This is a genomic window from Aeromonas sp. BIGb0405 (assembly GCF_024807335.1).
GTDB classification, from domain to species: Bacteria; Pseudomonadota; Gammaproteobacteria; order Enterobacterales; family Aeromonadaceae; genus Aeromonas; species Aeromonas rivuli.
This window is the reverse complement of sequence record NZ_JANUEP010000003.1, coordinates 106133-118485: the sequence shown is the minus strand read 5'-3', so window position 1 is coordinate 118485 and position 12353 is coordinate 106133. Positions and strand designations below refer to the sequence as shown.

Annotated in this window: 9 protein-coding genes; 5 read left to right on the top strand and 4 right to left on the bottom strand. The window is 65.7% G+C overall.

Annotated elements, in window-relative coordinates; translation table 11 throughout:
• Positions 1-77: 77 nt before the first annotated feature.
• Together M2366_RS08975 and M2366_RS08970 are read left to right on the top strand one after the other, a co-directional pair.
• On the top strand, positions 78-971 hold the full coding sequence (locus M2366_RS08975; protein WP_224430603.1) for a serine hydrolase: 894 nt from the start codon (positions 78-80) through the stop codon (positions 969-971).
• Between the two features lie 379 nt (positions 972-1350).
• Positions 1351-2604, top strand: a complete 1254-nt coding sequence (locus M2366_RS08970) for a D-amino acid dehydrogenase (RefSeq protein WP_259269512.1) — start codon at positions 1351-1353, stop codon at positions 2602-2604.
• Positions 2605-2673: 69 nt separating this feature from the next.
• Here the strand turns inward: M2366_RS08970 and M2366_RS08965 are convergent, their stop codons facing one another.
• Entirely contained in the window at positions 2674-3372 is a 699-nt protein-coding gene (locus tag M2366_RS08965; protein ID WP_259269511.1) for a TetR/AcrR family transcriptional regulator, read from the bottom strand.
• Positions 3373-3555: 183 nt separating this feature from the next.
• Between M2366_RS08965 and M2366_RS08960 the strand changes: the two genes are divergently transcribed.
• The gene (locus M2366_RS08960; RefSeq protein ID WP_259269510.1) at positions 3556-5487 is read left to right on the top strand and encodes an amidohydrolase; all 1932 of its coding nucleotides are present in this window, start codon (positions 3556-3558) and stop codon (positions 5485-5487) included.
• 30 nt (positions 5488-5517) lie between these two features.
• On the opposite strand, the gene M2366_RS08955 is transcribed toward M2366_RS08960, so the two are convergent.
• Entirely contained in the window at positions 5518-6639 is a 1122-nt protein-coding gene (locus tag M2366_RS08955; protein WP_259269509.1) for an HPP family protein, read from the bottom strand.
• Positions 6640-6849: 210 nt separating this feature from the next.
• Between M2366_RS08955 and M2366_RS08950 the strand changes: the two genes are divergently transcribed.
• On the top strand, positions 6850-7968 hold the full coding sequence (locus M2366_RS08950; protein ID WP_259269508.1) for a glycosyltransferase family 9 protein: 1119 nt from the start codon (positions 6850-6852) through the stop codon (positions 7966-7968).
• 101 nt (positions 7969-8069) lie between these two features.
• On the opposite strand, the gene metE is transcribed toward M2366_RS08950, so the two are convergent.
• The gene (gene metE, locus M2366_RS08945) at positions 8070-10334 is read right to left on the bottom strand and encodes a 5-methyltetrahydropteroyltriglutamate--homocysteine S-methyltransferase (RefSeq protein WP_259269507.1); all 2265 of its coding nucleotides are present in this window, start codon (positions 10332-10334) and stop codon (positions 8070-8072) included.
• 161 nt (positions 10335-10495) lie between these two features.
• Here metE and M2366_RS08940 point away from each other — a divergent pair, with 161 nt between their 5' ends.
• The gene (locus M2366_RS08940) at positions 10496-11428 is read left to right on the top strand and encodes a LysR substrate-binding domain-containing protein (RefSeq protein ID WP_259269506.1); all 933 of its coding nucleotides are present in this window, start codon (positions 10496-10498) and stop codon (positions 11426-11428) included.
• Positions 11429-11482: 54 nt separating this feature from the next.
• On the opposite strand, the gene M2366_RS08935 is transcribed toward M2366_RS08940, so the two are convergent.
• Positions 11483-12268 carry a siderophore ferric iron reductase gene (locus M2366_RS08935; RefSeq protein WP_259269505.1) on the bottom strand — a complete coding sequence of 262 codons (786 nt, stop codon included), beginning with the start codon at positions 12266-12268 and terminating at the stop codon, positions 11483-11485.
• Between the last annotated feature and the right edge of the window lie 85 nt (positions 12269-12353).

The window sequence follows — 12353 nt, the reverse complement described above, 5'->3', positions numbered from 1 at the left end:
GGGATTGCGGCGCGTCAGAACCCGACATATAACTGAGAGGTTGTTTTCGGTTTTTTCACGCGGTAGAGACCACCACCATGATACGTCCCCTTGCCAGCTTGCTGTTCGGTGCCTTGCTCCTTCCCGTCAGCCTGGGAGCTTTGGCCGCTCCGTTTCTCAATGCTCCCTCCCCCAGCATGCTCGAGCGACGCAGTGACCCCACCTTGAGTTCGGCCGCCTTCGTGGTCGCCAATCCGCGCACCGGCGAGATCCTTTCGGAGCGCAATGCCAATCGCGTCATGCCCATCGCCTCCATCACCAAGCTGATGACAGCCCTGGTGGTACTCGATGCCAATCCGCGCCTGAACGAGATGATCACGGTGAGCAAGGCCGACATAGATCGCATCAAGGGCACGGGATCCCGTCTGGCCATCGGCTCCCGTCTGAGCCGGGTCGAGATGCTGCACATCGCCCTGATGGCCTCCGAGAACCGCGCAGCCTCTTCCCTCGCCCGCTACTACCCGGGCGGCCAGCGCGCGTTTATCTCCGCCATGAATGCCAAGGCCCGCATGCTCGGCATGTGGAACACCCAGTTCTCGGACAGTACCGGGCTCAACCCCCGCAACGTCTCCACCGCCCATGACCTGGCCAAGCTGGTCGCGGCTGCGTCTGCCTATCCACTCATTCGGCAGTTCACCTCGGCCCAGCAGCACTATGTGCGCACCGGCAAGCGTCAACTGCACTACCGCAACTCCAACCGCCTGGTCCACGATGCCGATTGGCAGGTGCTCATCTCCAAGACCGGCTATATACGCGAGGCGGGCCGCTGCCTGGTGATGGAGGCCAACATCAACCGCGAGCCCATGATAGTGGTGCTGCTCAACGCCGATACCACCGGGGCCAGGGTCGCCGATGCCAAGCGGATCAAGACCTGGCTTGAGAGCGGCAATCGCAGTGCCCTGGCCCGCACCACGGCCTTCAACGGTCAGTGATGAGTCCGTCATGAGAGAGCCCCTCCCGGGGCTTTTTTATTTTCTGTCACGGCGAAATAGATAGCGCCCTCTGCCCCACATACCTCATGGAGCCATAGCCCGGCCTGGCGGACACAGACCAGTCGCACAGGGCAGAGCGTTTCATGTCCGCAGGATCCCTCGCGCCCCTCTCATCGGATAGACTTATTCGCTGGCAATAAACAGAAAAGCAGCGGTATATCATATTTTTGTGATGGCTCATTTGCCGATTTCGCTGCCGATGATAACGTGATGCCTGCCGGTGCCCATCAAGACGGTGTCGGCTGGCTTTGCCAGAGGAGCCAATCTGGGGCGTCTCGGTTATTGCATGAACAAGTGCAGTTAAAACAAGGATGTAGAAATGAATATTGTGGTTCTGGGTGGGGGAGTTATCGGGGTGGCCAGTGCCTGGTATCTGGCCAAGGCGGGGCACAAGGTGACCCTGCTCGAGCGGCGCAGCCATGTGGCCCTCGAGACCAGCCATGGTAACGCGGGACAAATCTCTCCCGGTTATGCGGCGCCCTGGGCCGCCCCCGGCATTCCCCTCAAGGCCGCCAAATGGCTGCTGCAAAAACACGCCCCCTTCACGGTGCGCCCCACCTCGGATCCCTTCCAGCTGCGCTGGATGCTGAAGATGTTCGCCAACTGCACCCCGGCAGCCTATGCGGTCAACAAGGGGCGCATGGTGCGCCTGGCCGAATACAGCCGGGACTGCATGAAGCTTTTGCGCGACGAGCTGGCGCTGGACTATGAGGGACGCCAGCTCGGCACCCTGCAACTGTTTCGAAGCCAGGCCCAGCTCGAGGCCAGCAAACGGGACATCGCCGTGCTGGCAGAGTATGGCGTCCCCTACCAATCCCTCGATGCCAGCGGCTGTGAAGAGGTGGAGCCCGCCCTGGCGCGGGTGCGCGGCAAGATAGTGGGGGGCCTGCGCCTGCCGGGGGACGAGACGGGGGACTGTTTCCGCTTCACCCAGGCCCTGGCGAGCGAAGCGCAGCGCCTCGGGGTGGAGTTCGTGTTTGACTGCCCCCTGGATGAAATTGAGCGACAAGGCGGCCGCGCCGTGGCGGTGCGGGCCGGGGAGCGGCGCTGGCATGCCGATGCCATCGTCTGCGCCCTGGGCAGCTATTCCACCGGCCTGCTACGCCCGCTCGGACTCGACTTACCCGTCTACCCGGTCAAGGGTTACTCCCTCACCCTGCCGATGAGCAATGCCGAGGCCGCGCCGCGCAGCACTGTGCTGGATGAAACCTACAAGGTGGCCATCACCCGTTTCGATGAGCGGATCCGGGTCGGCGGCATGGCCGAACTCAGCGGTTTCAATCTGGCGCTCAATCCCAAGCGTCACGACACCCTGGCCATGGTGGTCAGGGATCTCTTCCCGGATGGCGGCGATCTCCCCCGGGCCGAGTTCTGGACCGGGCTGCGCCCCATGACCCCGGACGGCACGCCCCTGGTGGGCCCCAGCCCCATCCCGGGCCTCTGGCTCAACACCGGCCACGGCACCCTGGGCTGGACCATGGCGGCGGGCTCGGGCCAGTTGCTGGCGGATCTCATCAGTGGCACGCCAGGCGCCATCAGCGACGAGGGGCTGACCCTGGCCCGCTACGGCTAGCCCGCAGGGCGCAATGCCAGATGCAAGAGAGGGAGTGCCTGGCACTCCCTCTCTTTATTCGTCCCTCTTCTATTCGCCACTCTTCGCGGCGGCTTGGCAACCCGGCGCCAGTCCCGGCATCGACTGCCAGACCCGGGCGGGATCCGGCTCCTCGATGGCCGCCATCATCAGCTGCTCGCTCCAGCGTCTATGCAGTTGCCACAGCTGCGCCCCCGCCTCCCCCTGCCCCTTGGTGCACTGCTTGGCCACGTCCGCGGTGCGGTAGAAATAGCGCACCAGGGTGATGAGCTCGTGCTCGGGCCAGCGGCAGCCAAAGTGGCGCAGCCGCTCGGACCAGAAGGCTACCTGTCGCCCCTCGTGCTCCTGCTCGACCCCGTGCAGGGCGGGAATGAGATCCATCGCCTGCCACAGCGCCCCGTACCCGACGAAGCGCTCATCCAGCGCCTCCAGCGCCTCGTCCAGCATCAGCAGGGTCTGCGGCCAGCTGTCGGCCTGCTCGCGGATGACCTCCTGCGCCTCGCACACCGCCGCCAGCCAGTCCAGGGCCAGCCGGCAGATGATCGCCTCCTTGTTGGGAAACAGGTGGTAGAGCGACTTGATGCCCACCCCGGCGCGGGCAGCGATGGCGTTGGTGTTGAGGGCCGCAAACCCCTGCTCCTGCAACAGGGCCAGGGTGGCCTGCTCGATGCGGCTCGCCACCTCCTGGCTGCGCAGTTGCCTGGGTTGGCGCCGCATGCACAGTTCGGCCGGCAGCACATGTTGTGACATTCTCTTCCCCCGATGCGGTCTGCGCCCCCAAGGGGCAACTGGTTGTCATAACTACATGATGAGACAAGGTAAACACAAGTCAAAAAAAGTGCAGCAATCACTGGCATTTTTCAGAATAGCTGCAATAACCATAAGTGCTCATATCTGCAGTAAAAACTGCAATTAACCCAAGGAGAGCGCGCTATGGATAGCAAACACCCCCGTCTCAGGCTGGGCGCCATCGCCCTGCTGGTGAGTGGCCTGCTCGGCTGCCAGCAAGACAGCAGTGAGCCGCCCCCCGGCAACACCCTCTATCTCAACGGCAAGATCCACACCCAGGATGGGCAACGCAGCCAGGCCGAGGCCATGGTGGTGCAAGGGGGAAAATTCACTTACGTGGGCTCCCGCGCGGGAGCCGAGGCCCTGAAGAACAGTGCGACCCAGGTGGTGGATCTGCAAGGGAGGATGGTGATGCCTGGCCTGCACGACAACCACATCCACCTGCTCGGCACTGTTGCGCTCGACATGTGCGATCTGGACGGCCAGAGCGTCAACCTGGATCAGCTCGCGGCCAAGATCAGCGAGTGCCTGCCCCGCTACGCCCCGGCCCCCGGGGAGTGGCTGGTGGTCAACCAGTGGTCGCCCTATGACGGCAACACCCCCACCGCCACCCATGCCACCCTGCTGGCGGCCCTGGATGCGGCGGCGCCGAACAACCCCGTGATGCTGGCCGGGGTCGACGGCCATGCCGGCGGCTACAACTCTCAGGCGCTGGCGCTGGCACAGGACGAGGACGGCAATGTGGTCGGCTTCAATGCCACCACCCTGGCCCCGGACGGCGTGTTCGAGGCCCTCATTCCCTATGTGGATCTGGCAACCGGCGTGATCCGGGACGCGGCCCGCAGCGCCATTGCGGTCCCCGACACCGGGGTGCTGAGCGCAGAGGGGGAACAGGCGGCGGCCCAGTATGACAAGATACTCCCCGCCATCTCCGAGCTGATGGCGTCCCGCGGCATCACAGGGGTGCAGGATGCCTGCGCCAACGACTTTATCCGGGAGCGGCTGCGCAAGATGCAGGACCAGGATCTGCTGCACATGCGCGTCACCGCTGCCACCTGCTTCAACCAGGATGACTACAGCGGCAAGCTGGACATTGACGGGCACCTGGCCAAGGCGAACCAGGTGCGTGACGCCTTCGCAGGCAACCCCCTCATCAAGGCCGATGCGGTCAAGATCTTCCTCGACGGCGTGCTGGAGGGGGATCCCTTCACCAGCCCCCCCTTCCTGCCCAATGCCGGCATGCTGGGGAATTACCTGCATCCCCATCTGGCCCTGGATCCCGACAGCGGCGAGGTGAGCATCACAGCGGACAGCGAGGATGCGGGCAGCAACGGCATCGTCAACTACAAGGAGGCGGATCTGACCCGCTACGTCACTGCGCTGGATGGGGCCGGGTTTGGCATCCACATGCACAGCATCGGCGATCGCAGCACCCGGGTGGCCCTCGATGCCCTGGAGGCGGCCCGCGCCAGCAACGGGGAGAGCGGCATCCCCCACACCCTGGCCCACCTGCAGGTGGTGCACCCAGACGATCAGAAACGCCTCGGCGAGCTTGGCCTCTACCTCACCTTCACCTATGCCTGGACCACGCCCCAGCTTGCCTACGACATGCTGGTCAGCCCCTTCATCCAGCCAACCAGGGTGGGACAGTCCCTGAGCGAAGCCATCTACGACCCCATGGGCTATCTCCATGACGCCCTCTACCCGGTCGAGAGTTCGCGCCAGGCTGGCGCCGTGCTGGTGGCGGGCAGCGACGCCCCGGTGGACAGCCGGGACCCGCGCCCGTTCGAGAACATGGCCGCCGGCATAGTGAAGGCGGCCGGCAGTGGCGACGACTTCAGGGCCAGTCAGCGCACCTCCCTTGCCGAGATGCTGGCCGCCTACACCATCAACGGCGCCAGGGCAGTACGCCAGGGGGACATCACCGGCTCCATCGAGGCGGGCAAGTCGGCGGACTTCATCGTGCTGGACCGGGACCTGTTCGCCCTGGTCAAGGCCGGCACGCCGGAGCAGATCGCACAGACCCGGGTCGAGCAGACGGTGTTCATGGGGGAGACCGTCTACCCCAAACCCTGAACAAAACGGGCCCCGCAAGGGGCCCGCTTCTTATGGCTGGCAGGCGGGAGCTTCCTCCGCCTGCCCGGGTTGCAGGGCCAGGGTGAAGAGGGCCGCCACCATGTCGGACTGGGTAATGATGCCCACCAGCCGCTCCCCTTCCACCACAGGCATATGGTGCAAGCCCCCGTCGGAAAACGCGGCCACCAGATCGTAGAGGGGTTGGTAGCGCCGTGCCGTCTGTACCTCCCGGGTCATCAGATCCGCCACCCGCAATTGCTCGAGCGCCTCCCGCCCCCTGGGCTGGCGGCTCTCCCTGTCGATCATCAGATCATGCAGGGTGATGATGCCCGCCAATCGACCCTCTTCGTCCGCCACCGGCAACGCCTTGATCTGATGGTGAGAGAGCAGATCCCAGGCCGCCATGGCTGACGCCTCTGGGGAGCTGACCACCAGATCCCGCGACATCACATCCTGACAGCGCACCGTGCCCACTCGCCCCCGCAGGGCGTGCAACTGGGCCTCCTGCAGCAGCTCCTGCAGATCCTGGCGGCTGATGTCGAGCAGCTCCCCGTGCTTGTCCAGGGCAAAGTCGATGTCCTGGGTCGCGAGCCGGGCGCTCGGCTGGGGATCCGCCGTCTGGTGACGATTGGGCGCCACCTTGCCGCCATTGGGATAACGGCGCCCCAGGGCGCGGTTGTAGAGCAGCCCCAGGCTCAGCAACAGCAGGGAGTTGAGCAGCACAGGCAGCAGCACATAACCCACCCCCAGCGCCCGGATCCCCTCGCCGCCGATGACGGCGGTCAGGGCCACGGCCCCGCCGGGCGGGTGCAGGCTGCGGGTGAGGAACATGGCGGCGATGGCCAGCATCACCGCCAGGGCCGAGGCGAGGGCCATGTCCGGCACCAGGCTGGCACTCAGCACCCCCATCAGGGCCGAGACCCCGTTGCCCACCAGGATGGACCAGGGCTGGGCCAGGGGGCTCGCCGGGGCGGCAAACAGCAGCACGGCGGAGGCCCCCATAGGGGCGATCAGCCAGTGCACCTCCAGCCCCAGCCCCCACTGGCACAGCCAGGCGGTGCCCAGCAATCCGACGAAGGCGCCGAGGGCGCCGTAACAACTCTCTTTGAGGCTGGTATTGGTCGATACCGGCAAAAAATCCCTGAACTGCATCCTGCTCCCGAAGACGATAACATTTATTTCAAATGCGCAATTCTAGCCAGTAACCCCGGTCCAATACCAGCCCGCCAGGGGTTGACCCCCCGGCTTATCGCCCGCTGATCCTGCCGCCACCGGCTCCACGGCACTTTTTCCTCCCTCTTAACGCTGGCTTAAGGGTCGGCTGTCACCTTGCTGCCATCCTCATGAACGGAGCCAAACGCTATGAAGACTCTCAGAGATGCCCTGCGTCGCTTCGATGGCCAGCGCCGCAGCTGGACCGCCGGGCTGGAGCGGGCCACCCTCGCCTGGCTGGCCGGACGGGGCCGTCTGCCCTCCTCACCTCAGGCGCCCCGGCGGATCCTGGTCATTCGCAGCACCAACCGCATCGGCAACAACCTCTTCCTGCTGCCCTTCCTGCAGCGGCTGAGACGGGATCACCCCAACGCCGAGATCGAGCTGGTGTGCAGCGGCGGCCCCTTGCTCCCCTTTCTCGCCGATCTGCAACTGGGGGCCATCCATCGGGTCCGCATGCAGGGCAAGCAGCTGATCGGCGCCCTGGCGGTGCTGTGGCGCCTGCGCCAGCGGCACTATGACAGCGTCTATGTGCCGTTTGCCTCCAGCACGGATCACCTGATCGCCGCCTGGGTGCGGGCCGGCGAGAAGATCGGCTTTGACGACGCCAGGGGGGATGCCCTGTTCGATCAGCCCCTTAGCCCCGACAGTGGCTGCCACTACGCCCACCAGCCCCTGCAACTGCTCGGTTGCCATGGCAACCCGGCGGAGCAGATTGAGCTTGGCAGCGCGATCCAGGCACCCTGCCCGCCGCTGGCCGCGTTGCGGCGGGCCCACCCGGGCCGCCCCCTCATCGGCTTCTTCACCGGCGCCCGCAAGGGCAAGGGGCTCTCCGCCACCCAGTGGCGGCGACTGCTCGGGGATCTGCGCCGCCACAGTCCGGATGCCCTGCTGATCCAGCTCGAAGATCCGGCTTCCCCCCAACCCCTGCTGGGGGATCCGCACCTATCCCTGGCCAGCATGAGCGAGCTGGCCCGCTTCACCCGCGGCCTCGCCCTCTTCGTCAGTTGCGACACAGGTCCCCTACATCTGGCGGCCGCGAGCGGCGTGCCCTGCCTCGGCCTCTTCACCCAGACAGACCCGGCGCGCTACGGCTGCCTCGGTGCCCAGCACCTCAATCTGGTGATCGAGGATCGCAACGCCATCCCCCTCGACGGGCACTGGCTGGCCGAGGCGCTGGCGCGGGAGGTGCCATCGCAGGGGTGGCTCCGGCCGCAAAGCCCAGCACCATACCCGCAAACCGGCGCCCCCCTGCTGCTTACCCCCTGAGGGGGCATAAGGGACCCATGCAAAAAAGAGGGAAGGCCTGCGCCTTCCCTCTGCCGTTATCTCAGTGCTCTTGCGTTGTCTGCCGAGCGGTAAGAGCCTGCTCAGGCCAGTTCGGCTCGCAGCGCCCGGGTCGCATCGACCATCACCTTGAGGGCAGCCGTGGTCTCTTCCCAGCCGCGGGTCTTGAGGCCGCAGTCCGGGTTGACCCAGAGCCGATCGGCCGGGATCTGTCTGGCCGCCTTGCGGATCAAATCCTCAATCCAGCCCTGGCTCGGCACGTTCGGCGAGTGGATGTCGTAGACGCCCGGCCCGATCTCGTTGGGGTAGTTGAAGCGCTCGAACGCCTCGAGCAACTGCATCTGGCTGCGGCTGGTCTCTATGGTGATGACGTCCGCGTCCAGCGCCGCCACCGCCTCTATGATGAGGTTGAAGTCGCTGTAACACATGTGGGTGTGGATCTGGGTGCTGTCCACCACTGGGCTTGCGCTCAGACGGAAGGCGCGCACCGCCCAGTCCAGGTAAGCCTGGTGATCCTGCTTGCGCAGGGGCAGCCCTTCGCGGATCGCCGGCTCGTCGATCTGGATGATCTTGATGCCGGCGGCTTCCAGATCTGCCACCTCGTCGCGAATGGCCAGGCCAATTTGCAGGGCGGACTGCTCGCGGCTCACGTCTTCCCGGGGGAAGGACCAGCAGAGTATGGTCACCGGGCCGGTCAGCATCCCCTTCACCGGCTTGTCGGTCAGACTCTGGGCGAACTTGGTCCACGCCAGCGTCATGGGGGTCGGGCGGTCAATATCCCGGGTGATCACCGGCGGCTTGACGCAGCGGGAGCCATAGCTCTGCACCCAGCCGAAGCGGGTGATGGCAAAGCCGTCCAGCAGCTCGCCGAAATACTCCACCATGTCGTTGCGCTCGGCCTCGCCGTGCACCAGCACATCCAGCCCTATGGCCTCCTGACGCGCGATGGCGTCCTTGATCTGGGCCTGAATGCCCGCCTCGTAGGCAGCGTCGTCGATGCGACCGGCCCGCCACTCCTGGCGCAGCAACCGGATGTCGGAGGTCTGCGGGAAGGAGCCTATGGTGGTGGTGGGCAAGAGCGGCAACTTGAGATCGGTGCGCTGGGCCTCGGCGCGCACCGGATAGGCGCTCTGGCGGTCAAAATCGCTGTTGGTGAGGCTGGCCAGACGCGACTGCACCGCCCGCTTGTGGACCCGGCTGTCGGACTCCCGATCGACGATGGGCTGGCTGTAGGCGCTGATCTTGTCCAGATCCCCTCCGTCCAGGTAGTCGGCAAGCAGCCCCAGCTCGTAGCACTTTTGCAGGGCGAAGGCGAACCAGCTGCGGGTCTGGCCGTCCAGCTCGTGCTCCAGGGTCAAGTCCACCGGGCTGTGCAGCAGGGAGCAGGAAGAGGCCACCCAGAGCCGCTCGCCGAGCTTATCCTTCAGCGCTTTTAGCGTCGGCGCCAGCTTGCCCAGGTTGGCACGCCAGACGTTGCGGCCGTTGATGACGCCAGCGGAAAGCACCCACTGGGCCGGCAGATGCGGCACCAGGGTCTCCAGCTGCTCGGGGGCGGCCACCAGATCCAGGTGCAGGCCATCCACCTTCAGGCTGGTGATGATGTCGCGCTGATGGGCCACGGAACCGAAATAGGTGGTGAGCAGCAGCTTGCAGGGACCGCTCAGGCGCTCGTAGGCGTTGAGGTAGGCCAGGCGCCACTCGTCCGGCAGGTCCAGCGCCAGGGCCGGCTCGTCTATCTGTACCCATTCCACTCCCTGGGATGCCAGTTTCGCCAGGATCTCCTGATAGACGATCAGCAGGCGGTCGAGCAATTCCAGACGAGAGAAGCCGCTCTCTTTCTCCTTGCCGAGCCAGAGGTAGGAGACCGGGCCCAGCAGCACCGCCTTGACCGGCAGTCCCAGCGCCTTGGCCTCTTCCACCTCTTCAAAGAGTTGGCTCCAGCCCAGCTTGAAGCGCTGATCACGGCTGAACTCGGGCACCAGGTAGTGATAGTTGGTGTTGAACCACTTGGTCATCTCGGCGGCGGCAGCAGCGGGGCCGGTCGGCGCACGGCCACGGGCCACCCGGAACAGGGTGTCGAGATCGGTGTCCCCATGGCGGTGACGGGCAGGCACGGCGTCCACCAGCAGGCTGGTACCGAGCACCTGATCGTACCAGGCGAAGTCGCCCACCGGCAGCAGGTTGACCCCGGCGGTACGCTGGGCCTGCCAGTGGCGCTCCCGCAGACTCTTGCCCACGGTGACCAGCTCGGCCTGGGTGGTCTCGCCGCGCCAGTAGGATTCCAGGGCAAATTTCAACTCGCGCTTGGCGCCGATACGGGGGAAGCCCAGGGTGTGTGCTCGTGTCATAGGTCCAATTCCTTATGCTCATTCATCTGATGGGAAACTGGATGATTTAGCCATCCAGATGTTTACACATCTAGAGTGACGAGATAAGGTGGCCTTGGCTATTGAATCCTCTTCAACTGGCTCTCAAGAAATCCTCAACTGACGCACAAAGGAGCAGTGCCATGGGTGTGCCCAACCAGTCGACCAGCCATCAGAACACCAACGCGGGCATAGATCTCAAGCACCTGAAGACCATCAGCGCCCTGGCCGAGCAGGGCTCACTGGCGGGGGCGGCCCTCTGCCTCAACCTCACCCAGTCCGCCCTCTCCCACCAGTTGAAAGAGCTGGAGACCCGCCTCAACCTGGAGCTTTATCTGCGCAAGAGCCGCCCCCTGGTGCTGACGGCGGCCGGCCAGCATCTGCTGGCCCTGGCCCGTCAGGTGCTGCCCGCTCTGGCCCAGACCGAGCGCCAGCTGCTGGCTCTGCACAGCGGCGACGCGGGCAGGCTGCACCTGGCGCTGGATTGCCACAGCTGCATCCAGTGGCTGCTGCCGCTGTTGCCGGACTTTCGCCGCCAATGGCCCGGGGTAGATCTGGAGGTGGAGTCAGTGCCCGGCTTCGATGCCATCAGCGCCCTGCTCGGCGGCCAGCTCGACTTGCTGCTCACCTCGGACGTGCAGGCCCGCGGGGATCTCCACTTCGAGCCCCTGTTCGCCTTCGACCTCACCCTGGTGATGGCGCCGGACCATCCCCTCTGTCAGCAGGCCCGGATAGCCCCGGAGGATCTCAAGCAGGAGGTGCTGCTGGTCTACCCGGTGGAGCGGGCCCGCATGGACGTGTTCAGCCGCTTCTTGCAACCGGCTGGCGTCGAACCCAAGCGCTGCAAGCCGGTGGACAACACCTCGGTCATGTTGCAGATGGCCGCCGCCGGGCTTGGGCTGGCCGCCCTGCCGCGCTGGGCCAGCGAGGAGTTCGTGCGCCAGGGCTTGCTCGAGGCGCGCCCCCTGGGCAGCGGGGTGCGCCGCCACATGTATGGCGCGGTGCGGGCCGCCGATCGGGATCAGCCCTGCCTGCAGAGCCTGTTCGAGCGCATTCGTGTCAAGATGGGGGCCTGACTCGGGACATGAAAAAGCCGCCCCTTGGGCGGCCTTGACCAACACTTAACACACTTATTCCAACCCTTGCCCCGTCTCATCATCGCAACGAGCCGCTGCATCTTGCCGCCGGGGGCAATTCTCACACAGCGAGCCATCACGGCGCTTGTAGTGCAGGCAACAACGCTGGCGGACATAACCGGGCGAGGCGCTCGCCACCTCCGCTGACGCCTGGCACCACCCGGCCAGATGCTCGGCGGGCAAGCCACAGGCGGCCAGCCAGAGCGGCGCATGGGCCGCGACCACTTCGGGGCTTATCTCCCCGAAGAAATCCGGCACTCGCACCAGGGCAGCCAGCAGATCGTCCGCCAGGAGCGGGCGCACGAAGCCGGGCCGCAGCCGCATCTCACTGGCAAGCATCTCGAACAATTCCTGCCAATGACGACGCAGTCGCCTGCCCGCCGCCTCGATCAACAGCTCCTGCTGGCCCCCGATCAGTGGGTCAAGGGGCAAGCTGAATCCCGATACCAGACCGGCGCTATACCCCAGCCCCAACTTGTCCAGCGCAGGCACGGTTCCCACCCGATAGACGGCCACCATGGCGAGGTAGATGGACTGCCAGCTGAGCATGCCCCAACTGCGGGTCAGCCAGTAGGCGGGGCCCGCCTCCGGGTGTGCCAGCCGCCAGTGATCATGCAGTGCCAATGCCACCGCCGCGGGGGCCATGGTGCCGTCGGCCGTGACCAGCAACGGCCTCTCCCCCTCCATCAGCTGCCCCTTGAGGGAGGGAATGAGCTCCCCGGCGGCAAGGAACAGCCGCTCATAAGCCGCCAGGCCAAGTGCCCGCTCCTGTGCGGCCACGCGGCCAAGCCCCGGCTCACCCAGCGGGCCGGCAGAGGGGTTGTCATGGGGTGGGCTGCCCTGATAAGAGGGCCCCGGCGTCCGG